This is a genomic window from Pseudomonas sp. NPDC087690, from assembly GCF_044743175.1.
Lineage (GTDB): Bacteria > Pseudomonadota > Gammaproteobacteria > Pseudomonadales > Pseudomonadaceae > Aquipseudomonas.
This window is the reverse complement of the sequence record NZ_JBIUVX010000001.1, coordinates 175,062-197,805: the sequence shown is the minus strand read 5'-3', so window position 1 is coordinate 197,805 and position 22,744 is coordinate 175,062. Positions and strand designations below refer to the sequence as shown.

Below are 22,744 nucleotides of genomic sequence, written 5' to 3'. Positions count from 1 at the left end.
AACCTGAAATTCAAATTCAACCAGCGCCTGGGCAGCGACAATCAGCCAAGCACCTTATAGATCTCTGCAACTACCTGAGTCGTCGCGGCTTCGATGGTTCCTTCGTTACGGCACAACACCCAGCCGTGATCGGCAACCGCTTTTTCGAACATCTCGCTACACACAACGTGCTCTGCGTGTTTCTGGATCACCGTGCCGCCCAGTCCCCGCGAGCGTGCCGTTGCCCGCGCCCATGAAATATCAGGTGCGGTGACAACGCCGACGTGCAGATCCGGCACGCGCACGCCTCGCTGCATGTTCAACTGCAGAATCTCGGCAAACGGCACGCTGTGGCGAAATGCGGCATCTGACGGATACCAGCGGTCGATCAGGATGATGCTGTCCAGCGGCTGTTTGGGCAGCACCCGCTCAGAAATCCAGCGACGGCTATCCGCGAGGCGCTGACACACCGCCCACTCCAGATCCCGCGAAGGATGTCTGGCGAGTTGGTTGACCAGGGCCATGGTTTCGCCGCGGTAGGGATCGCTTTTTCTCTCGCAGAGCCGGATGACTTTATGCTGGTCTGCCCGCAGCGCGGCGGTAACGGCCTCCAGCAGTGTGGTTTTGCCGGTGCCCTTGGGCCCATCCAGAGAAATAAACAGCGGCAGCTTCATGGTTCACGCAACGATTGAGACATTGCCAAGCACTCTAACCTCATTTGCGCGAATCAATGAGCTGTTCCCTGCCCTTTGCCTACACTTGCTTGCCAATGATATTTACCTCTCTGCCAAAGGAGTCACCATGTCAAAGCTCTATCCGAGCATCGATCCCGAAGGATTGGTCGAGTACTCCGTGGTCTACACCGACCGCTCGCTGAACCACATGTCGCAGTCCTTCCAAGGCGTGATGAAGAATATTTCCACGACCCTGAAACAGGTCTACCACGCCGAAGCGGTGGCGGTAGTTCCGGGCAGCGGCACCTTCGGCATGGAAGCGGTGGCGCGACAGTTCGCCACTGGCCAGCAATGTCTGGTGATACGCAACGGCTGGTTCAGTTATCGCTGGAGCCAGATTCTGGATATGGGCAACATCCCGGCGGACACTAAAGTTCTCAAAGCCCGGCCGGTCGAGCCGGGGCGCCAGGCAGCCTACGCCCCGCCGCCGCTGGACGAAGTGCTGGCAGCCATCGCCGCACAGAAACCGAAAGTGGTCTTCGCGCCCCACGTTGAAACTTCATCCGGGATTATTCTGCCCGACGAGTACCTGCGAGCGGTCGGCGACGCCGTGCATGCGGTGGGTGGTCTGTTTGTGCTGGACTGCATCGCCTCCGGCACGATTTGGGTGGATATGCACCAATGCGCCGTCGACCTGCTGATCAGCGCACCACAGAAAGGCTGGAGCGCCTCCCCTTGCTGCGCGCTGGTGATGTTCAGTTCTGCGGCGCTTGAGCGTATCGAACAGACGCAAAGCAGCAGCTTCGCCTGCGACCTGAAAAAGTGGCTGCAGATCATGCAGGCCTACGAACAGGGTGGACATGCCTATCACGCGACCATGCCCAGCGATTCCCTCGCGCGCTTCAACGAGGTGATGAAAGAGACGCAAGCCTACGGCTTCGACAAGGTTCGCGATGAACAACAGGCGCTGGGTGATCGGGTGCGTGCGCTGTTGACCGGCAAGGGCTTCAAAAGCGTGGCCGCAGTCGGCTTTCAGGCGCCTGGCGTGGTGGTGAGCTACACCGATGATGCCGACATCAAGAGCGGCAGGAAATTTGCCCACCACGGCCTGCAGATCGCGGCCGGCGTGCCGTTGCAGTGCGACGAGCCGGCCGACTTCCAGACCTTCCGCCTCGGTCTGTTCGGGCTGGAGAAGCTGCAGAATATCGAGCGCACGGTCAGCCTGCTTGAGCAGGCACTGGATGAGGTGATGGTTGACTAAAAGCTGTCCTTGCCCGCAGGACACGAAGTTATCGCATGCCAATTCTACGGTGGAGGTCATGATGCTCACTGGCTTTCCACCGCTACCGACGCCCATTGGCGTCGCGCAACGAACAACTTGTACGATGTCCTATCACAAGGTATTACTACGTCTCCCCGAAAAAAAATAAAACCACGGAGATCGCTACATGGCCTCATCCCTGTCCGCCACGCCTGCAAGCCTCGACCGAGCGCCAGGCAATACCCGCCGCAGCTTCCTGAAAAAGTCTCTCGCTGTTTCCGCCACGCTCGCCACCGTCGGCAGCACCGCACTAGCCCGAATCTCCGAGGCCGCCGAACCCTTGAGTCAGCGCTACCCTGACCCGCTGATTCATATCCTCGACGACAGCTTCCTGGAGCTGCGTATTTTCAACGCCAGTGTTGAAAAACTTGCCACCGGTATGCGCTGGGCCGAAGGACCGGTCTGGGTCGGTGATGGCCGCTATTTGTTGGTCAGCGACATTCCCAACAATCGCATCATGCGCTGGGACGAAATCACCGACACCTTCAGCGTGTACCGCGAACACTCCAACTTCTCCAACGGCATGTGCCGGGATCGCCAGGGACGTCTGATCGTCTGCGAAGGCTCCACCACCACCAGCGAAGGCCGGCGCATCACGCGCACCGAAGCCAATGGCACGATCACCGTTTTGGCCGACAGCTTCGACGGCAAGCCCTTCAACTCGCCCAACGACATCGTCTGCAAAAGTGACGGCTCGATCTGGTTTACCGACCCGCCGTTCCAGACCGGCAACAACTATGAAGGCCACAAGATCACCCCGAGCCAACCCCACGCCGTGTACCGCATCGACGGCGAGAGCAAGAAAGTTGCGCGGGTCATCGACGACCTCAACGGCCCCAATGGCCTGTGCTTTTCTCCCGATGAAAAAACCCTGTACGTCGTCGAAGGTCGCGCCAAGCCCAATCGCTTGATCTGGGCGATTGCCGTGAAGGACGACGGCACACTGGGCGAACGCCGCAAGCACATCGAAGGGCTGGACTATGCCGCCATCGACGGCATCAAATGCGACGAAGCGGGCAATCTGTGGTGCGGCTGGGGCGGCAATGGCGACCCCAAGGCCGACCTGGAAAAACTCGACGGCGTGCGCGTGTTCAATCCGCAGGGCAAGGCCATCGGGCATATTTCGCTGCCTGAGCGTTGCCCGAATTTGTGCTTTGGGGGACGCGAAGGCAATCGGTTGTTCATGGCCAGCAGTCACTCGATCTATTCGCTGTTTGTGAATACTCGGGGGACTACGTTTGCGTTGTAAAAGCGAGGTTCCTTTCGCGATAGTTTCGTGAGTGTCGAAACGATAGTCTGCCGCGCATCCGAGGATGTGCGGTATTCAATCGCGGTTACTGTCTCCGCCTTGCCGGACCCGGTGAAACGCCCTAGCGTCAGACACCCCAAGATTGTGTTCGGAATTGATAAAAGTCTTTCCCGGATTCACGCCTGTTTGCGCAAAACCCTCAAGCCTAAAGTTCGTCCTGCCAGCAACATCACACTTACTTTAGGAAATCACATCATGAAAACGGCAATGATTATCGTCGCACTCTTGGGCTTCAGCTCTGTGGTAGCAGCACAGGACGGTTCTGCAAAGGCCCAACATGTCGAGCAATATCGCTACGGTACCCATCTGGATGTCGCCAAGGTCATCTCTGAAGAACCGGTGCCGGATGTTTGCGCAGTGGTACCGACGCACATGACCTACCAGGATTCGCAAGGCAAACGCCACGTACTGGCCTATAACGTCATGGGCCGTTGCAGCCAGGGCTAAGTCAGCTGTTCGCCGATCATTGCGCCTCGAAGCGTTGTTTCATCGAGGCGCAAATAGCTTTTTTGCTCCGCAGTATTTCAATCGATCAGTTCTTTGGCCGTGGCGGCCAGCTGACTGCCAACCCGATCTTTCAGCGTTTCAATAAACCGGGTGATTTTTGCATCGACAAACTGCCGAGAGGTATAGACGGCGTACACGTTACGCTCATAGGTATGGTAGTCAGGCAAAACCCGCACTAGCTTGCCGGAACGCAAATCGTCGATGGCCGTAAACCCGGCCAGCAAGCCAATCCCGGCACCCTCTCGAATGGCCAGCGCCATTGCATCCATATCGTTGACGCTAAAACTTGGCCCTGTCGGGACAAATGTCGCGTCCCCGGCCTTGCTCTTCAGCTGCCACTCATCCCGCACATAGTCGACGGTGCCCAACAGCAGACACTGGTGATCACGCAGGTCTTCTGGCGTCTCGGGAGGCGCATGCCGGGCCAGGTAATCTGGCGACGCCACCAGCACACAATGGCTGACACCGATCTTCTGGCTGACATACGCCGAATCAGGGAGCGCGCGGGCGATCAGGATCGAGACGTCCAGTTGGTCTTCCAACAGGTTTGGCATGCGTTGCGAGAGCAATAAATCCACGGTCACCTCCGGGAATTGCTCGCGGTACTCCAGCACCGCCCCCGTAACCAGATGCCGAGCCAGCCCGGGTACGCAATGCACCCGCAGTGTTCCCCGAGGCTCCAGCGCGGCATTGCTGGCTTCGGCTTCGGCACTCTCCAGATCAGCCAGAATCTTCGTGCAGCGCTCATAGAAGCGTCGGCCCGCATCGGTGACCGACAGGCGTCGGGTCGAGCGTTGCAACAGGCGCGCATCGAGCACGTTTTCCAGCGCAGAGACAGCACGCGAGACGTTACCGACGGTGGAATCCAGATGATTGGCCACGGCCGTGAAACTGCCCATCTCGACAACCTTTATGTACACCGACATGTTCGAAAGCTTATCCATCGCGACCTTCCTGTAGATCTGACGCTTACCCGTGATAGCGCGCACTTTTTCTGGATGCTACACGTTCGGCCCGCGGCTCGATATTACCTCTGGCGACAACAATGATTCCCTTTGGCCCGTCTAAATCAATGACCCCTCGTTCCATAGACTTGGTTGCACAGGCTGCCTGAACCGGCGCCGAGTTTCTTACGAATCTCTGACAACCAACTGAAGGGCGCATCATGAAGACTTCCTACGACCCGCTTTATCTTTTCATCGGTGGTGAATGGATCAGTGCCGAAGGGCGCAATACCGCTGCTGTCGTCAACCCTGCGACCGGCCGGGAAATCGGCCGCGTCCCGCTCGCCACCGCAGGCGATCTTGATCACGCCTTGGAAGTGACTCGCCTGAGCTTCGAGCAGTGGCGCCAGACCGTGCCTGACCAACGCGCCAAGATCCTCAAGCGTGCCGCCGACCTAATCCTCGAACGTGCACCGCAGATTGCCGCGCAGATGACCCTGGAGGAAGGCAAGCCGCTGAATGAAAGCCTGGATGAAGTGACCCGTGCGGCGGAGTATTTCGAATGGTTCGCCGAAAGCGCCCGGCGTATCGATGGCCGTGTGGTCCCGGCTAACCGGCCAGAGGGTGTGTTGCAAGTGGTCTTCGGCGTACCGGATCAAGTGTCCAGCCATCTGATCGCCTCGCCGATCATTCGCAAAGTGACCTTCACCGGCTCAGTGCCCATCGGTCGCCTGCTGTCTGCACGCGCTGCCGAAGGCGTGAAGCCCATCACCCTTGAACTCGGTGGACACGGACCGGTGCTGGTGTTCGAGGATGCCGACATTGAAAAAGCCGCCGTCGAAGGCGTCGCCAACCGCTTTCGCGGCACCGGGCAGGTGTGCATTTCATCCACTCGGTTTCTGATCCAGCGTGGCGCCTATCAAGCCTTTGTCGATCACTTTGTCGCTGCGACCCAAGCCCTGAGAATCGGTGACGGCCTGCATCCGGATACTCAGGTCGGACCTTTGGCCAACCCAAGGCAATTGGCAAAAATGGAAGAACTGGTCGCCGATGCCGTCGAGAAAGGTGCACGGGTATTGGTCGGTGGCGAAGCCTTGTCAGGCGAGGGCTACTTCTTCCAGCCCACCGTTCTGGCAGATGTGCCGATGAACGCCCGCGTCATGCACGAAGAACCCTTCGGCCCCATCGCCGTACTGATGCCGTTCGATGAGCTGGCCGATGGGCTGCAAGAAGCCAACCGCTTGCCCTACGGACTTTCGGCCTACGCGTTCACCTCCAGCGCGCGCACGGCCATTGACGTCGCCGACGGATTGGAGGCCGGGATGATCGGGATCAACCAATATCGCATCGTCGCGACCGAGCTCCCGTTCGGCGGCATGAAAGAAAGCGGTCACGGCTCCGAAGGTGGCATTGAAGGCATCGAGCACTATCTCACCCACAAATTCATCAGCCAGGTTTAAGGAACTCGCCCATGTCCAAGCTCAATTTCAGCAGTCCTCGCGAAGCCGCGCGCGCGTTCACGCCAAAGCTGTCGCAATTCGTCGACTCGACGCTTTATCCGCAGATCTGGAGTGACCCGGCGCTGTCCCCACGCGACCGTAGCCTGATCACCGTGGCGGCATTGATTGCCGCTGGTCACTCGGAAGAGTTGCCTGCTCACTTACGCCGCGCGGCTGGCAACGGTGTAACCCAAGACGAACTGGCGGCAGCGATCACGCACCTGGCTTTCTATGTGGGCTTCCCTGGCGCCATCACTGCGTCTGCTATCGCCAACGCCACGTTCAGCGAAACGGAGAACAACTGAATGAAAGCCATCAACATCAGAGAATTTGGTGCGCCAGACGTCCTCGAACTCGTCGAGGTCGCCGATCCTGAAGTCCGTCCTGACGACCTGCTGGTACGTGTCTATGCCGCCGGGGTGAACCGTGCGGATCTGACTCACCGGACCGGCGGGTACGGCCATCCGAATTTCGGTGACTCGCTGATCATCGGCCTGGAAATCGCCGGCGAAGTGATCGGCAAAGGTAGCGCGGTGACCGGGTTCGAGGTCGGAGATCGAGTCATGGGCGTGGTCGGCGGCGGTGCCTACGCCGAGCTGGCCCGCATCGACTACCGCATGGCCATGCACATCCCCGCGCAGCTTGACTATGTACACGCGGCAGCCATACCCGAGGTCTTCGTCACAGCCCATGAAGCGATGATGCATCTGGCTCGGCTCAAGGCTGGCGATTCGGTGCTGATTCACGCGGCCGCCGGCGGCGTCGGGTCTGCTGCGGTGCAGTTGGCTTACGCCACCGGCGCCACGGTGTATGCGACAACCGAAGGTAGCAAGCTGGCGCGTGTCGAGCATTTGGGCGCTGACGTGGCGATCGATTACAAGACGCAGGACTTCGCTGAAGTGATCGCCGACAAAACCCAGGGGCGCGGCGTCGATGTAATCATCGACTTTATCGGTGAGCCCTACTTCGCCCGCAACATCGCGTCCCTTGCACGCGGCGGCCGCTTGGTTCAGGTGGGAATTCTCGGCGGTGGCGGCAACGTCACCGTGGCACTGGAGGACATTCTTTACCGCCACTTGCAAATCATCGGCACGGTGATGAAGTCGCGCACGCAACCGGAGAAGCACGCCATGATCAAACGCTTTCGCGAGCACTGGCTGGATCGCTTCGAGGGTGCCGGCAGTCTTGAGCCGGTTGTCGATAGCACGTTTGCGCTAGCGCGGGCTGCCGATGCGCATCGCCGGATGGAGTCTTCCGAAAACGTCGGGAAAATCATTTTGACGATGCAGCCTGATGACCTGGTTTAGTGCTGCTCATCTCTAGATAAAACTGAAAGGTGCCTGTGACGGGCACCTTTTTTCCGTTGAGAAAGTGATGCTTCTTTAAGACCAGAAGCCTTTATGCGGTTCAGCCGCCTCCCCCTCCAGCATCGGCCCCACCACACTGACCTTGCGCTGCCCCTTGGCGAACACCTCGCGGCACGGCAGCGAGAACGTCGGGTTCTCCGGGTGGTCGCCCGTCAACCCCAGCAACGCATGCTCCGACAAGGCATAAACCACCCGCCCGATCCCGGTCCAATAAACTGCGCCGGCGCACATGCAGCAAGGTTCGGCGCTGGTGTACAGCGTGCACAGTTCCAGCTCTTGCGGCGACAGCAGTTTTGCCGCAGCGGCGGCCGCCACCAACTCCGCGTGCTGAGTCGGATCACCTTGCGGCGGCATCGAGTTGTTCCCCGCTTCGACAATCACCTTGCCGTTGCGATCGGCCACCAATGCCGCGAACGGATGGCGACCGCGTTGCTTCGATGCCTCGGACAAGGCGATGGTCTGGCGCAGCAACGTCAGATCAAGCTCGCTGACGCCGGCCGGGATGAGCTGAGTGAATTGATTCATGGGTAACTCCTGGGCAGTGGAAAACAAAAGTCAGTCGGCCAGTTCAGCGCCGATGGTTTCGGTCGATTTTTTATCGTTGTTGAGCAGGATGTTGAGGACGATGGCGGTGATCGCTCCGAGGAATATCCCGCTGTCGAGCACCAGTTTCAGGGTCGGCCCGACGTGTTCGAACAGCGCCGGAAAGGACATCGGCAGGACGCCGACGCTCACCGATACGGCGACGATAATGCCGTTGCGCGTGCCCTCGAATTGCACCCGCGACAGTTCCTGAATCCCCGCCACCGTGGTCATGCCGAACATCACGATCGCGCAGCCACCGAGCACCGGCGTCGGCACCGCGGCGATCAGCGCGCCGAGTTTCGGGAACAAACCCATCAACACCATGATTGCCCCGGCAGCGGCCACGACGAAGCGGCTTTTGACGTTGGAAAGCGCAATCAAACCAGTGTTCTGGGTGAAGGCGTTGTAAGGAAAACTGTTGAACAAGCCACCGAGCATGGTCGACAAGCCGTCGGCGCGAAATGCGTTGCCGAGGGTCTGTTGCGTGGTCGGTTTGCCGGTCAATTTGCCAATCGCCAGGCAGTTGCCGGTGGTCTCGGCCATGATCACCAGCATCGCCAGGGTCATGATCAGAATCGGCACCGGCGCGAATTCCGGGGCGCCGAAGGCCATCGGCGCACTCAGTTCAAACCACGCCGCTTCGCTGACCCGGTTGAAGTGAGTCATGCCACAAGCCGCTGCGATCAGGCTGCCGACGAACAGGCCAATGAGCACGCTGAGGTTGCCGAGGAAGCCCTTGCATTTGGCATAGATCACCAGCGTCACGCTGACCGTGGCCAGCCCCAGCAACAAGTTCGCCGGATTGCCGAAATCCGCCGAGTCGGGATTGCCGCCGCCCAGCCAGATCGCCGCCGCCGGCATCAGCGAGATGCCGATAATGGTGATCAGACTGCCAATCACCACCGGCGGAAAAAAGCGCAGCAAACGGCTGAACACCGGCGCCAGGGCAATGGTGATAAAGCCAGCGGCGATCACTGCACCGAATATCTGACTGAGGCCGAATTCCTTGCCGATCATGATCATCGGCGCCAGGGCAATGAACGAGCAGCCCTGAATCAGCGGCAGCCGCGCGCCGAATTTCCAGAAGCCGAGGGTCTGAATCAACGTCGCCACACCCGAGGTCAACAGGTTGGCATTGATCAGCAATACCACCTGCGCCGAGGTAAGCCCCATCGCACTGCCGAGAATCAGCGGCACCGCCACTGCTCCCGCGTACATCACCAGCACATGCTGCAAGCCAAACGTGAACAACTGTCGCAGTGGCAAAACTTCGTCCACCGGATGAATGCGTTGTGTGGTCATTTCACACGCTCCTGAAGGTGCGGCATCTGTTGAGATCGCGGGCGCTCAGGGGCGTTTGAAGGATAGATCCGCCCCGGAGATCGTTTGACGCGAGGGCATATTTGAACGTTTATTACGATGAAACAAATTAGCAACCATCGTTTTTTTCGATGGCACGAATCTGGCATTCGTTACCTGCTTTCAACCCCCATCTTCGACCCGGGAGTCCACCGCTTGCGCTTCTCACTCGATCAACTGTTGATGTTCGTCCAAGTGGTCAAAAGCGGATCGTTCTCCGCCGCCGGGCGCAAACTGGGCAAGACCCAATCGACCATCAGCGCGGCGATTGCCAACCTCGAAACCGACCTTGGCGTCGACCTGTTCGATCGCAGCAACCGTAGCCCTGCTCTCACCGCCAGCGGCCACAAATTGTTGGTGCAGGCCGAAGCCGTACTCGAACGCTGCATGACCTTCGAAGCCCACGCCGATTGCCTTTCGGACAACGTCGAAACCAGCCTGACACTGGCGATTGAAACGCCATACGGCCCGATCATGCCGGTGCTCAAAGCCTTCGAAGCCGCGTTCCCCTTCGTCGACCTGATCATCCGCCATCCGGTGTACGGCGACGTCAGCGAACTGGTCAGCAGCGGCGAAGCGGTACTCGGCGTGGCGTTCTCGCAGCCCGGCTACCCCAAGGAACTGGCGTTCCAGCAACTGGGCAAACTGATCATGCTGCACGTCTGCCACCCCGAGCATCCATTGGCGCAACTCGATAACGTCAGCTTCGACGACCTGCACGTCCACCGGCGCCTGGCCTTCAGCGCCCACGCGAGCAAACTGCCGAGCAGCGAATACCTGCGCTCGACCCAGTTGTGGCAGGCGGAAAGCTATCTGGCGTTATTGGAAATGGTCCGCGCCGGGCTCGGTTGGGCCACCCTGCCCCGGCAGCTTGTTCAGCGTGAACTGGCCAAGGGGGAACTGGTGGAACTGCAGCTCTCGGCGTATCCGCATACCGACTGGCAGATTGGTGTGGATTTGCTCTGGGCGCGGCAACGGCCGCTGGGTAAAGCGGAGCGGTGGCTGAAGGAGAAATTGCAGGGCAATAAGGTGTATGAACTGGATCGCAATGGGCAGATCACCACGCTTTGACGTGGGAACGAAGAGGCCCGCGAAAGCGGGCCTCGATCAAGGGCTTTTTTAGCTACGCCAATCTGACTGTTTCAGTCTGAGCCTTGTTAGCAGGGCGAATCTTGAACCAGATGGAGTACATCGCCGGCAGGAACACCAGCGTCATGATAGTACCGACGAACGTGCCGCCGATCAGGGTATAAGCCAGCGTCCCCCAGAACACCGAGTGTGTCAGGGGAATAAAGGCCAGGATCGCCGCCATTGCCGTCAGCAGGACCGGTCGCGCACGTTGCACCGTGGCTTCGACCACGGCGTGGAACGGGTCCAGCCCTTCCAGCGTGTTGTGATGGATCTGCCCGATCAGAATCAGCGTATTGCGCATCAGGATCCCCGACAGCGCAATCAACCCGACCAGCGCATTGATGCCAAACGGCTGATTGAAGATCAGCAGCGTCGGCACCACGCCAATCAAGCCTAATGGAGAGGTGAGGAAGACCATGATCATCGCCGCGATCGAACGCACCTGCACAATGATGATCAGCAACGTCAAGGCGATCATGATCGGCAGCAACGGCAGGATCGCCTTGCCCGCCTTGCCGGACTCCTCGATGGCACCCGCCTGCTCGATGCGGTAACCGGACGGCAGCGTGTCGATGATCGGCTGCAACTGCTTGATGATCGCACTCGATACATCCGGTGGCTGCAAGCCTTCGGCAATGTCGCCACGCACGGTGATGGTCGGCGTGCGGTCACGGCGCCGCAGAATCGGATCTTCCATGCGTACATCGACCTCGCCGATCTGCGACAAAGGAATGCGTTGTCCCGTCGCGCCGACCAAGGTGAAACCCTTGATTTGCGCCGGATCGAGCCTGATATTGCCAGCGGCGCGCCCGACGACCTGCACAGAACGAATATCCTCGCGCACCGCGGTGATCGGCACTCCGCTCAGCAGAAACTGCAATTGCTGGGCGACCGCATTCGAGGTCAACCCCACGGCTTGCAGACGGTCCTGATCGAGACTGAAATGCAATGTCGGGGTCAGCGGTCCCCAATCGGTGTTCACGGTTCTCATCATCGGGCTGTCTTGCAGCACGCCCCGGACTTGCTCGGCGATGTCGCGCAACTTCGCCGGATCAGGCCCCATCACCCGGTAGGCAACCGGGAACGGCGAATAAGGACCGAAAACAATTTGTGTTGCCCTGACACGGGCCTCCGGCGCGAGCCCTTCTGCAACCGCTTCGCGCAGCCGGAACTTGAGGGCTTCGCGTGCTTCCTGACTGTCTGTAAGCACCACAATTTTCGCAAACGAGGGGTCGGGTAATTCCGGCGCCATCGCCAAAAAGAAACGCGGCGCACCCTGGCCGATATAGGCCGTGACGATTTTCGCCTCATCCTGTTTGTGCAACCAGGCCTCGACCTTGGCGGCGGCGGCGCTGGTCTGCTCGATCGAAGTCCCATAGGGCATTTGCACCTCGATCATCACCTCGGGGCGGTCGGAGGTTGGGAAGAACTGTTTCTTCACCAGGCCCATGCCTGGCACGGCGACGAAAAACAGCGTGACCACCGTACCTGCCACTAGCCATTTTCGCGCGATCACGGCAGTCAGCAGCCGGCGGAAGCGGTTGTAATTCGGCGTGTTGTAGATCGCCGCGTGGCCACCTTCGACCTTCTTGATGTCCGGCAACAACTTCACGCCCAGATACGGGGTGAACGCCACCGCGACAACCCAGGAAGCGATCAGCGCGATGCCGACGATCCAGAACATGTTGCTGGTGTACTCGCCGGCAGTGGACTGGGCAAAACCGTTCGGCAAGAACCCGATTGCGGTCACCAGCGTACCGGACAGCATCGGCGCCGCCGTATGGCTCCAGGCATACGCGGACGCTTTGATGCGGTCGTAGCCCTCCTCCATTTTCACCACCATCATTTCAATGGCGATGATCGCGTCATCGACCAACAGCCCGAGCGCGAGGATCAATGAGCCGAGGGTGATGCGATCGAAATTCTTGCCGGTGGCGGCCATCACCACGAACACGATCGCCAGGGTCAACGGCACAGCTGCGGCGACCACCACGCCTACTCGCCAGCCCATACTCAGAAAGCACACGAGCATGACCACCAGCAGCGCGACAAAAAACTTGACCATGAACTCGCCGACCGCCGAGTCGATATTGACTGCCTGGTCGGTGACTTTGGCGAGGGTCATGCCCAATGGTATTTCTGCATTGATCCGCGCGGTTTCCGCATCCAGCGCCTTGCCCAGATCCAGACCGTTCCAGCCCTCGCGCATCACCACACCCAGCAGCAGCGCGTCTTCGCCGTTATTACGCACAAAAAAGGTGGCAGGATCTTCGTAACCGCGTTCAACCGTGGCCACATCAGAGAGCTTGAGCGTGCGCCCCTGCACGGAGACCGGCGTATCGCGAATTTTCTGCACATTGTCGAAAGCACCGTCCAGACGCAGAAACACCTGAGGCCCATGGGTTTCGATGGAGCCGGCGGGCGTCAGCACGTTCTGACCGTTCAGCGCGGCGAAGATGTCCTGCGGCGACAAGCCGAGGGTCGCCAAGCGGTCATGGGAAAACGAAACGTAGATGCGCTCGGCTTGCTCACCGATGATGTTGACCTTCTTCACCCCCGGCACATGCAGCAGACGCTGGCGCATGGCTTCCGCATCACGCACCAGCAAGCGCTGCGGCTCGCCTTTGGCTTTCAAGGCGAACAGCGCGAAGGTCACGTCGGAAAACTCATCGTTGACCATCGGACCGATCACACCGGACGGCAGCCTGATGGCTTCATCGTCGAGTTTCTTGCGTGCCTGATAGAACTCTTCCTGCACTTGCGCGGGTGGCGTGCTATCGAGCAACGACACCATCGTGAACGCCAGTCCCGGACGGGTATAGGTTTCCGAGCGGTCGTACCACTTGAGTTCTTGCAGGCGCTTTTCAAGGGGTTCGGCGACCTGATCCTGCATCTCTTGCGCCGTCGCGCCCGGCCACGCGGTAATCACGGTCAACTGCTTGACCGTAAACGGTGGATCTTCCGCACGTCCCAACTTAAAGAACGACAACGTCCCTGCAACAGCGATCAGAAAAATCAGGAACACCGTGATCGCCCGCTCGCGCACGGCGATGGCCGAAAGGTTGAAGCGCCCCTGGCTCATGGGCGACTCCCGGCAACGCTGGCTTCGCTCTGCTGCGGCAATCGTACTTCTTCGCCATCGCGCAGCAGATGGGCGCCCAACGCTACAACCTGCTCACCGGCAGTGAGATCGCCGGCGATGCGTGCCGAATCATCACTCAACCCCAGCACCTGAACCGCTCTCCAGGTCACTGTTGCCGGTGTTCCGGCGATCACCCATACACCGGGTCCTTTGCCCGGGTCGTAAACAGAGGCGATGGGGACTTGTAACGCCTGTGTCTGAGTGGCGCCGTCGGCAATGCTGAGGGTCACGGTCGCACCGATTGGTGCGTTGGCCAGCGGTCCCTCGAGCACATAGCGCGCTTCGAATGTGCGCGTCGTGCGGTCTGCGGAGTCCGAAAGCAGCCGCAGTTTTGCCGTCACCGCCGCTGAATTGACCCCGTAGAGGTTCGCTTGTGCGGTGGAGCCGGCTGCCGGACGCAGGGTTTCGGGCAAATGCACGATGGCTTCACGCTGACCTGCGCGCGCCAGGCGCACCACCGGTTGTCCCGGGCTGACCACTTGTCCTGGCTCGGCGAGCGTTTCCACCACCACGCCATCCGCATCAGCGACCAGCAACGCATAACCTGAAGCATTACTCGCTACGTCCGCTTGCGCTTGCGCGGCGTTGAGCTGCGCCTTTGCCGTCTCCGCGGCGGCTCTGTACTGGTCGTAGGCTGATGCCGAAATGGCGCCAACGCCGACCAGTTTGCGATAGCGAGCCTCGTCGTCGGCTGTCTGTTTGGCGCGGGCGCGAGCCGCTATGACCTCCGCCTGCTGCGCCCGCGCTTGCAGTCCGAGGTCGATCGGGTCGAGACGCATCAGCGGCTGCCCGCGCTTGACGGCCTGCCCTGTATCCACCAAACGTTCGAGCACCTTGCCCGAAACGCGAAACCCCAGGTCGCCCTGAACACGCGCCGCGACCACTCCGGTGAAAGAGCGAGCGACATCGGCTGATGCTTGAACGGCAGCGGATCTGACCAGTGGCGCCTGTGTGCGGGGATCTGCAACGCTGGAAGATTCGCCACAGGCGCTCAGGGCGAGAGGCAACAAGCATGCGGCAATGGGGAAAGGTCGGAGCCGGCGCATAGATTCCCTTACTGAGGAATAGGATGATCATCATATTCTCAGTCTTGTGACCATTATCGTCAATAGTCACTATATGAGAAATAACTGCATCCTGACCATCAGCAATATCGGCCTGCAAATCGACTGACAGGCCCGACTAAAAACGGTAGCTCACCGAAGTCCCCAGCCCGCTCGCACTGTTCTTGTATCTGGCACTGTAGGCACCTCTCGATGCCGAGGTGTCGTTAACCTCGACGCTCTCCTCCCAAAGGTAGGAATAAGCCAGGTCGATCGTGACATTTTCCATGGGCGTCCAGCCTGCCCCGACGCTGAGCACCTTGCGGTCGCCCGTCGGAATGCGCGGCCCCCGATTGGTGTTGTTGGCCGGTGACTGATCAACCGAGAAACCGGCACGAAGCACCCATTGGTTATTCAATTGATAGGCCGCACCGATCGCGTGAGCCCAGGTGTCGTGCCAGTTCTGCTCTTCGCTGATCGTCCCCAACTGGCCACTCAGCAACGTCGGCAAGCCACTGTTCTCGATCGTCAGCTCCTTGAAGCGGCTCCAGCGCGTCCAGGTACTGCCCAGATAAAGCGTCCAGTCGTTATTGAATTGATGCGTGACCGAAAAATCCACCGACTCCGGCGTGTCCACGTCCAGCGATGCGTCATAGCTGCGGCCGCTGACGCCCAGCACGCTGAAGATGCCATCGGTGACCTTGGTTTTCGCATCCAGGTGGTAACTGACTTTGGAGTGATAGGTCAGCCCCAGGCGGGTCCGGTCTGTTGCCTGCACCAGCACGCCGGCGTTGAAGCCCAGCGCGGTGTCATCGCCGGTGCTTTTCAGCTTGCCGTCATTACGCCCCGGGCTGAGTGGATTGGGGACCATGCCCGATATCTCGCCGCTGATACGGTTAATGGTCGGGCCGAAACCGATCGAGACTTTTTCGTTAAAGGCGTAGCTGATGGTCGGCTGGAAAGTCAGCGTGGTGACTTCGCTCTTGTTGGCGTAATAGCGCCCGGCATAACCACTGCCGTAGTCGGTGATCAGCCCGAACGGTACATAAAATCCGACGCCGAATGCCCAGTGGTCATCAATCGGTTTGACGTAATACCCCATGGGCACGGTGGTCGTCGGCACCATGTCGCCATCTTCATTGCCGCCGAACGTACTGCGCGTCCGGCTGATATCCGACTTGGCGAACAGCGTCGCCGCGCCCACGCTGACCTGCTCTCGTTTAAGCCGCGCCATGCCCGCCGGGTTGCCGTAGATCGTACTGGCGTCTTCGGCTGAAGAAGAGCGCCCGGCAAAACCGGAGCCCATCCCGCTGATGCTTTGTTCGTTGAGTGCAAAGCCACCGGCAAACAAATTGGAAGACGCAAGTACGAAGGCCAGGCCCACGGGGCTCTTGAGCATTGTTTTTTTCATTATTGGACTCTATGGAGATCACTGGAATAGAACATCTAGCACTACAGCGAAACCATATTATCCATGTGACCTATTCAGTCAATGGTCACTTAAGACTAAATTCAATGCCCTCCCGGCACTGATGTGCCGTTGGGCAGGAAACGTAATGAGGGGATGTCGTTTGACTCGAATCGCCTGAAAACCTTGCTCAGCGATGGGTCAAGGCATGAGGCTGCGCAGGATGAGATTGGTGGTCAGCGTGGGCGCTTGCTCGATCAAATCCAGATTGTGTTGCAACAGCAGCGGATTGACGAAAGGTCGCAGCGCCAGATTGATCGCCTCGACGGTCTCGTCCAGCGGGGTCTTGCGCTCGAACTCCCCCGCTTCTCGACCATGGCGCACGATGTCGAAGATAAAGGCCTTGATCTGCGCCTCGTACACCTGGGCACTGTTCCAGCGCTCCGAAGCGGAAAACGCGGCGATGTCGTAGAGCTTGCGATCATTGAAGAACAGGTCCACGCCCGTAGCGATCACGGTTTTCACCAACCTGCGCAAACGCTCGGTGGCTGAAATCGCCTCGGTATTAACCGCTTGTTCGACTGCCGCAGCGATTTGCCCAAGACAGTTGGCGCAAATGGCCTCGCCAATCGCCTGCTTGGAATCGAAGAATTTATAGATGTAGGCCTTGGAAAAACCGATGGCCTTGGCCAGGTCGGAAACCGTGGTTTTACCGTAGCCGTATTGGCTGAAATGCTCGTTGGCCGCGGCGACAATCTGGTTACGAATGTCGTGTTCGGCGGGGCCGCGAGTGCTCGGCGAGGAGGCAGATAGGGATGGCTGATTCATGGGGGCAGCTTACTCATCCTCTCGAATACTGACAACTCGCCGAGCATTGTTGAACGTGTTACACGACTGCAGCTTCAACCGTTCTGGAACGCCACGCAAACCCCAAAACCATCAGCAGCCCCAGGCCCGCCATTGCCGCGCCGGCCAGGGAGATCGCCGCATAACCCAAGCCGCTGCTGATCACCGCACCGCCCAGCGCCGCGCCAATCGCATTGCCGAAATTGAAGGCGCCGATGTTCACCGCCGAGGCCAGATTGGGCGCGTCCTTCGCCGCTTCCATGACACGCATCTGCAGCGGCGGCACCAGGGCGAAGCTGGCAATACCCCAGATCAAGATGGCCACGGCGGCCGGCAGCGGCCATCGCATCAGTACGGTGAACGCCAACAAGACGACAATCAGTACGCTCAACGAGACGATCAGGGTGCGATCTATCGAGCGGTCAGCAGCCTTGCCGCCCCACATGTTCCCCAGCGTCAACCCGACACCGTAAAGCATCAGCATGGCGGTGATGAAGGCGGTGGACGCATGGGTCTCGCTGCTGAGGATCGGCGCGATGTAGGTGAAGACGGTGAACATCGCGCTCGAGCCGACCACGGTCAGGGCCAGCGCGGCCAGCACCGGGCCTCGCCCCAATACGCGAATTTCCGCCATGACGCCGACACTCTGCGGCGCCCGCACGTTGGGCAAGGCGAACCACAACGCGGCCATGGTCAGCACGCCCAGACCGGTAATCCCCCAGAACGCCGTGCGCCAACCGAACAGTTCGCCAAACCAGGCAGCCAGCGGCACACCGCCGATGGTCGCCAGAGTCAGGCCCATGAACATCGCCGCCACTGCCCCGGCGCGTTTTTCCGGGGCGACCAGGGTAGCGGCGACGACGGAGCCAACGCCAAAAAAAGCACCGTGGTTCAGTGAGGTCACGACCCTGGCGACCATCAGGCTGTAGTAATCGGTGGCCAACGCTGACATCAGATTACCCAGGGTGAAAATCGCCATGAGCCCGATCAGCAGATAGCGCCGTGGAATCTTGCCGGTGGTCAGGGTCATCAGTGGTGCGCCGAGCAATACGCCTAGCGCATAAGCACTGACCAGCAAACCGGCAGCGGGAATGGAAACGCCCAGATCCGCAGCGATACCCGGCAACATGCCCATGGGGGCGAATTCTGTAACGCCGATGCCGAAGGCACCGATGGCGAGTGCAACAAGTGGTGGATTGATACGCATGAAAAGCTCCTCATCTATGCTGCCAATGCTACGATCCCGCCATTTCAGGCGGTAGATAGCGTTTTTGGCAATCACCTTTGCGTAGGAGGCACAAGTGGATTTCAACGGCAGGTCAGGTGAAATGAGCGTGTTCACTACCGTGGCGCAGGAAGGCAGTCTGTCGGCCGCCGCGCGTGCGCTAGGCCTGACACCTTCGGCAGTCAGCCGGATCATCGCGCGTACCGAGCAACGGCTTGGCACTCGCCTGCTGTTGCGCACCACCCGAGCGATCACCTTCACGGCCGAGGGCGAAGCGTTCCTGCGCGGCGCCCGGCGTATCCTCGCCGACATGGACGAGGTCGAAGACGCCATCGCCGACCAAGGCGTGCCCAAGGGGCGATTGCGGGTCAGTGCCGCCCTTGGTCATGGACGCCTGGCCATCGTTCCATTGGTCGCAGCCTTCAGCGCGTGTTACCCGAACATCGTCGTCGACCTCACCCTCGGCGACGAAGTGGTCGACATTCTCGGCGGGCAGGCCGACGTCGCGGTGCGCTTCGGTCATCTGCCCGACAGCCCGCTGACCGCACGCAGGATTGGCACCACCGGCCAGGTCGTGGTGGCATCGCCCGAGTATCTGCAGCGCCACGGCGTCCCGCAGGAACCGGAAGACCTGCTACAGCACAACTGCCTGCGCTTCAATTTCAAGCGTGCCGAACCCAACTGGCCATTTATCCGCGATGGCAAAGCGTTTTCCCTGAAGGTCAGCGGCAACATCGAATGCAGCAGTGGTGAAGCGTTGGCACAATTCGCCCGAGTCGGTGCCGGCATTGCCCGTATCGGAGAGTTCAGCGTGAAAGAGGATCTGCAGCGCGGCGAGCTGATTGCGCTGCTGGAGGCCTGGAACCCCGGAGACCAGGAACCGATTCATGCGGTGTTCGTTGGTGGCGCGGCGATGCCGGCGCGGGTGCGGTTGTTTGTGGACTTCTTGCTCGAGCATCACCGGATGTCAGCCGGGGCGTAAGCTGATATTTGCGGATACTCGTGAAGTTGATGGCTGTCGTTAAAGACAGATTTCGGCCAAGAGCAGCCGCCCACGCATGGCCTTTTCCAGCCCAAAACGATAATAATCGGAGCGGAGACGGCCTATTGAAAATTGGCGACATGGCTGAATCCGTCTCTTCTTCAGCATTCCATTATCGAAATCAGAGTAAGACTCATGGGCGCGCCCATCATTATCGGCAACAGCTATGACCTCTGGGTCAGCAACAGCATGAAAGATACTTTTTGCGATGTACTAACCGCTGTCGCGACCTTGGAAGGCCATGATGTGAAGGCCATATATGAGGAGGCACCAGGTGTGGCCGGCACCTATGGTGTTCCAGGCGTGGGTATCCTTCTCGACGAGTTCTATCTCTATCTTGGCGGATTTTCCGGGGTTCGACGCCACCTCGATGTTTGCCGAGTACGGCTAGACGAAGTCAGAGGATATTGCAGACTGTCGCCAGTTGCTGCCGAACGCATGGCACACCTACTGGCATGGGCCGCATACCATATGGATGGCAACCCGATACCTGTAGGCGGCTCTTTCTATGAAAGCTGGCCTCCTGGCGTAGCTGAAACAAGGTAATACCCGCCTGCTTTCAGCCAGAAGGGGAAGTTCGGTTCCTGTGTTAACCCCCAAATGAAAGCGGTCCGCAACACATCAGGGTGTTGCACATAACCATCTGGGCGACTATGAATCCCAAGGCAGTTCCCAGAAAGCCAATGCCCGCGACGATCCACGGCAAACTTGCTTTCACGCGGTATCTCAACAGCCAGGCCGACGCTGATGCACCAACCAACATGCCGGGCATTGAGAACACATGCCCGAGCCCAAACAACCCTTCGGGGTGGTCGAGGCTGGCGATGATGTTCATGTAGATCGACAGTGTGGCCACCGCCGCGGCTGTCGTACCAGTCAGAAACAGGGCAGGCGTTCGAAAAATCGAGCCCAGTACGAACACGGCTGCGGGGACTGCAACAAGGTAACCACTGCCTGTATACAGCGGGTTCGCACCTATACTGGCGTAAAGGAGAACCGGAGTGATTAACAGGATGGAATAGGCTAGATCATCTCTGCGGCCAACTGTCATCCCAATCCTCGCTTTCAGTATCGTGCTTGGTGGAATAGCGTAGCTGACGCAAACATTCTTGCTTGGAGGCTCCGTTTTGGGCCGATTACGGCCCTCACGACAGGCAGAGATCGGCCAAAAGCAGTCATCCTGGTTTAGCATTATCTGGAATGACTTAGGTTTCGACATCAAATCTGCCCAATAGCGCGGCGCCGTCAGTGGCACCTAAAATTTGATCGATCGCAGCGATTTTTTGGGATGCGTCGTCGAGCGCAAAGTCAGCATTGGTGTAAACAGCCTCCGCCTCGTTATGAAGTGCATAGGCAATATGCGCCGCCACGCGAACATTCGTCGGGGCGTCTACAACGCTACCCAGATAATCAACAAGTAAAGTCTTGATCTCTAGCAATGCGAGGGCGAGTAGTCTGTTTTGGTCTGTCTGCATATCGGGAACCTGGATATTGCAATGCGGGGTTCGAAACGAATTTCCCGAGGTTATACAAAACGTTGGATAGGCAAAAGCAAATGACCGCTCCGGGGCCGAAACATTTCGCTTATGACAGGCTGCTTCTGGCCGATAGCAGCTGATCACGAATGGCAGATTTCGCCCCAGCTTTTAAAACAAACGGAAGCAAGTATTCAGCTTACTGTCTGTGAGGTGCAACCCGCAGCAGTCGGCCGCTGAGGCGCAGGCCGTCACGCATATTCATCCCCATTAATGCGAGATTGGTGGCCCCTGCGATCAGTTCGATTACCTGCACGAAGTAAAAACGCGTATCCAGGCTTCCCGCCGACGCCCATTGATTAAGCACTATGGCGCACGGCAGCAGAACCAACAGGCCATTGGCGGCAATGAATGGCATGCGTTTCTTCTTCAAAGCGACCAGTCGTCCTTGTCGTTTCCGACTCATTAACACTCCACTTGCACCGGTCGCAATCATTGCCGGTACCAGTATCCAAAGCCCGGGACTCACAATCAGGTGCTTGAGTGTGGCTGTCGAGTGTCGGGAGCCGATGAGTTCGACAAAAATGGTCGACAGAAAGAAGGTGGCGATCGATCAACGAGCTTTCACAGGGGCTGGCAGATCAAAGCGACTCACCCGCCGAGCTTCCACTGCATACAACAAAGCCCTGACTATTCAGGGCTTTGTCGTTTCTGGGCACCCGCGACCTGCTCCACATGGGTGGATGGCTTGCGCGTTTTTTCAGCTCTTTACGCGTACTTGCGAGAAGCACTCTCCTGATTGACCAACGGCTTTGCCACTCCAGACCGATGATGGAATGCAGACGAGGCCATCAAACAGCAACCGAGCCGTGCGCATCAGTCCGCACCCGAGCAATCGCTCGTCCTGCAAGCGCAACTCCACAGTGAACTCGCCCGTCGGATGTTCGATCGACAGGCGTTTCACCTCGCCCTCCTCCGCCACCGCCATGACCGCCGCCACACTGCCTTTGATCAAGCAGGCGGCAGCCACGCTGACCGCGCCGAACACGCCAATGCTGGTGTGGCAGCGATGGGGAATGAAACTGCGTGTAGTGATTGCACCACCTACCTGCGGCGGTGCAATCAGGCACATCTTCGGCACGTTGCGCTGACTCACATCACCCAGGTTCATGCGCCGCCCCGCTTGCAGGCGGATGTACTCCAGACGCTGTTTCAGTGAAGCATTGACGTCGAGTTGCGCGGGACTCTCATAGCCACTGCAACCAAGCTCTTGCGCGTTGATCAGCACCACGGGCATGCCGTTATCGATGCAGGTCACTTCGACGCCGTCGATCACGTCCCGGGCGTTGCCGGTCGGCAGCATGGCGCCGCAGCTGGCGCCAGCGACATCCTCGAATTCGACAATCAGCGGTGCGGCCTGCCCCGGCACGCCGTCGATACGCGCGTCGCCGTCGTAGCGCACCTCACCATCAGACGTTGGCACATGGGCGATGGCGATCTGTCCGGTGTTTTCCATGTAGATCCGCACTGGGGTGACATCGGCTGTCACTGCCACCAACCCGCGCTCGATGGCGAACGGACCAACACCGGCGAGGATGTTTCCGCAGTTCTGACCGTAATCGACACGCGGCTCATCCACCAGTACCTGGGCGAAAAGGTAATCGACATCGGCACCCGCGCGGCTCGACGGTCTGATGATCGCCACTTTGCTGGTCAGTGAATCAGCGCCGCCAATGCCGTCGATCTGCCGCGCATCCGGCGAGCCCATCACCGCCAGCAGCACGCGGTCTCGCAGCGCAGGCTCGTGCGGTAAATCGTCGGCCAGAAAGTAAGCGCCTTTCGACGTACCGCCGCGCATCAGCAGACAGGGAATGCGGGTCTGCGCCAT

22 protein-coding genes are annotated in these 22,744 nt (G+C 59.3%); 9 read left to right on the top strand and 13 right to left on the bottom strand.

Annotated elements, in window-relative coordinates:
• Nucleotides 1–41: 41 nt before the first annotated feature.
• Entirely contained in the window at nucleotides 42–653 is a 612-nt protein-coding gene (locus ACIPIZ_RS00840) for a dTMP kinase (RefSeq protein WP_064390013.1), read from the bottom strand.
• A gap of 127 nt (nucleotides 654–780) precedes the next feature.
• On the opposite strand from ACIPIZ_RS00840, the gene ACIPIZ_RS00835 reads away from it, so the two are divergent.
• From ACIPIZ_RS00835 to ACIPIZ_RS00825, 3 genes are all read left to right on the top strand, one after another.
• The gene (locus ACIPIZ_RS00835; RefSeq protein ID WP_401163340.1) at nucleotides 781–1,914 is read left to right on the top strand and encodes an aminotransferase class V-fold PLP-dependent enzyme; all 1,134 of its coding nucleotides are present in this window, start codon (nucleotides 781–783) and stop codon (nucleotides 1,912–1,914) included.
• 187 nt (nucleotides 1,915–2,101) lie between these two features.
• Entirely contained in the window at nucleotides 2,102–3,223 is a 1,122-nt protein-coding gene (locus tag ACIPIZ_RS00830; RefSeq protein WP_401163339.1) for an SMP-30/gluconolactonase/LRE family protein, read from the top strand.
• A 255-nt stretch (nucleotides 3,224–3,478) separates the two neighbouring features.
• Nucleotides 3,479–3,730 (top strand): DUF2790 domain-containing protein, encoded by a 252-nt coding sequence (locus tag ACIPIZ_RS00825; RefSeq protein WP_401163336.1) that lies wholly within the window; start codon nucleotides 3,479–3,481, stop codon nucleotides 3,728–3,730.
• Between the two features lie 77 nt (nucleotides 3,731–3,807).
• Here the strand turns inward: ACIPIZ_RS00825 and ACIPIZ_RS00820 are convergent, their stop codons facing one another.
• A complete protein-coding gene (locus ACIPIZ_RS00820) occupies nucleotides 3,808–4,734 on the bottom strand; it encodes a LysR family transcriptional regulator (RefSeq protein ID WP_401163335.1) in 927 nt (308 codons plus the stop codon).
• Between the two features lie 221 nt (nucleotides 4,735–4,955).
• On the opposite strand from ACIPIZ_RS00820, the gene ACIPIZ_RS00815 reads away from it, so the two are divergent.
• From ACIPIZ_RS00815 to ACIPIZ_RS00805, 3 genes are read left to right on the top strand one after another with little or no spacing between them, the layout of a single operon-like run.
• A complete protein-coding gene (locus tag ACIPIZ_RS00815) occupies nucleotides 4,956–6,194 on the top strand; it encodes an NAD-dependent succinate-semialdehyde dehydrogenase (RefSeq protein ID WP_401163333.1) in 1,239 nt (412 codons plus the stop codon).
• Nucleotides 6,195–6,205: 11 nt separating this feature from the next.
• Nucleotides 6,206–6,538, top strand: a complete 333-nt coding sequence (locus tag ACIPIZ_RS00810; protein WP_034154073.1) for a carboxymuconolactone decarboxylase family protein — start codon at nucleotides 6,206–6,208, stop codon at nucleotides 6,536–6,538.
• Complete coding sequence (locus tag ACIPIZ_RS00805; RefSeq protein ID WP_064390007.1) at nucleotides 6,539–7,540, top strand: NAD(P)H-quinone oxidoreductase; 1,002 nt, start codon at nucleotides 6,539–6,541, stop codon at nucleotides 7,538–7,540. It begins immediately after the preceding gene.
• Nucleotides 7,541–7,615: 75 nt separating this feature from the next.
• Here the strand turns inward: ACIPIZ_RS00805 and ACIPIZ_RS00800 are convergent, their stop codons facing one another.
• Together ACIPIZ_RS00800 and ACIPIZ_RS00795 are read right to left on the bottom strand one after the other, a co-directional pair.
• On the bottom strand, nucleotides 7,616–8,125 hold the full coding sequence (locus ACIPIZ_RS00800; protein WP_401163330.1) for a nucleoside deaminase: 510 nt from the start codon (nucleotides 8,123–8,125) through the stop codon (nucleotides 7,616–7,618).
• 30 nt (nucleotides 8,126–8,155) lie between these two features.
• Nucleotides 8,156–9,487 (bottom strand): nucleobase:cation symporter-2 family protein, encoded by a 1,332-nt coding sequence (locus tag ACIPIZ_RS00795; RefSeq protein WP_034154086.1) that lies wholly within the window; start codon nucleotides 9,485–9,487, stop codon nucleotides 8,156–8,158.
• A gap of 213 nt (nucleotides 9,488–9,700) precedes the next feature.
• Here ACIPIZ_RS00795 and ACIPIZ_RS00790 point away from each other — a divergent pair, with 213 nt between their 5' ends.
• Nucleotides 9,701–10,615 carry a LysR family transcriptional regulator gene (locus tag ACIPIZ_RS00790; RefSeq protein ID WP_105706429.1) on the top strand — a complete coding sequence of 305 codons (915 nt, stop codon included), beginning with the start codon at nucleotides 9,701–9,703 and terminating at the stop codon, nucleotides 10,613–10,615.
• 52 nt (nucleotides 10,616–10,667) lie between these two features.
• On the opposite strand, the gene ACIPIZ_RS00785 is transcribed toward ACIPIZ_RS00790, so the two are convergent.
• The 5 genes from ACIPIZ_RS00785 to ACIPIZ_RS00765 all read right to left on the bottom strand — a co-directional run bounded on the left by ACIPIZ_RS00785 (nucleotide 10,668) and on the right by ACIPIZ_RS00765 (nucleotide 18,321).
• Nucleotides 10,668–13,757 carry an efflux RND transporter permease subunit gene (locus ACIPIZ_RS00785; protein WP_401163328.1) on the bottom strand — a complete coding sequence of 1,030 codons (3,090 nt, stop codon included), beginning with the start codon at nucleotides 13,755–13,757 and terminating at the stop codon, nucleotides 10,668–10,670.
• Nucleotides 13,754–14,863 carry an efflux RND transporter periplasmic adaptor subunit gene (locus ACIPIZ_RS00780; protein WP_401163326.1) on the bottom strand — a complete coding sequence of 370 codons (1,110 nt, stop codon included), beginning with the start codon at nucleotides 14,861–14,863 and terminating at the stop codon, nucleotides 13,754–13,756. The genes ACIPIZ_RS00785 and ACIPIZ_RS00780 overlap by 4 nt, the downstream gene beginning before the upstream one ends.
• Nucleotides 14,864–14,999: 136 nt before the next feature.
• Nucleotides 15,000–16,271, bottom strand: a complete 1,272-nt coding sequence (locus ACIPIZ_RS00775) for an OmpP1/FadL family transporter (protein WP_401163324.1) — start codon at nucleotides 16,269–16,271, stop codon at nucleotides 15,000–15,002.
• 198 nt (nucleotides 16,272–16,469) lie between these two features.
• Entirely contained in the window at nucleotides 16,470–17,096 is a 627-nt protein-coding gene (locus tag ACIPIZ_RS00770) for a TetR/AcrR family transcriptional regulator (protein ID WP_064390001.1), read from the bottom strand.
• A gap of 58 nt (nucleotides 17,097–17,154) precedes the next feature.
• Entirely contained in the window at nucleotides 17,155–18,321 is a 1,167-nt protein-coding gene (locus ACIPIZ_RS00765) for an MFS transporter (RefSeq protein ID WP_401163322.1), read from the bottom strand.
• Between the two features lie 94 nt (nucleotides 18,322–18,415).
• Between ACIPIZ_RS00765 and ACIPIZ_RS00760 the strand changes: the two genes are divergently transcribed.
• Nucleotides 18,416–19,321, top strand: a complete 906-nt coding sequence (locus ACIPIZ_RS00760; RefSeq protein ID WP_401163320.1) for a LysR family transcriptional regulator — start codon at nucleotides 18,416–18,418, stop codon at nucleotides 19,319–19,321.
• Nucleotides 19,322–19,516: 195 nt separating this feature from the next.
• Nucleotides 19,517–19,927, top strand: coding sequence for a hypothetical protein (locus tag ACIPIZ_RS00755; RefSeq protein WP_064389998.1), 411 nt, complete (start codon nucleotides 19,517–19,519; stop codon nucleotides 19,925–19,927).
• Nucleotides 19,928–19,970: 43 nt separating this feature from the next.
• Here ACIPIZ_RS00755 and ACIPIZ_RS00750 read toward each other — a convergent pair whose 3' ends face one another.
• From ACIPIZ_RS00750 to ACIPIZ_RS00735, 4 genes are all read right to left on the bottom strand, one after another.
• Entirely contained in the window at nucleotides 19,971–20,432 is a 462-nt protein-coding gene (locus ACIPIZ_RS00750; RefSeq protein WP_401163319.1) for a hypothetical protein, read from the bottom strand.
• 154 nt (nucleotides 20,433–20,586) lie between these two features.
• The gene (locus ACIPIZ_RS00745) at nucleotides 20,587–20,856 is read right to left on the bottom strand and encodes a hypothetical protein (RefSeq protein ID WP_064389996.1); all 270 of its coding nucleotides are present in this window, start codon (nucleotides 20,854–20,856) and stop codon (nucleotides 20,587–20,589) included.
• Nucleotides 20,857–21,055: 199 nt separating this feature from the next.
• Entirely contained in the window at nucleotides 21,056–21,274 is a 219-nt protein-coding gene (locus ACIPIZ_RS00740; RefSeq protein WP_241091093.1) for a hypothetical protein, read from the bottom strand.
• Between the two features lie 342 nt (nucleotides 21,275–21,616).
• Nucleotides 21,617–22,744 (bottom strand): 4-oxalomesaconate tautomerase, encoded by a 1,128-nt coding sequence (locus ACIPIZ_RS00735; protein ID WP_401163316.1) that lies wholly within the window; start codon nucleotides 22,742–22,744, stop codon nucleotides 21,617–21,619.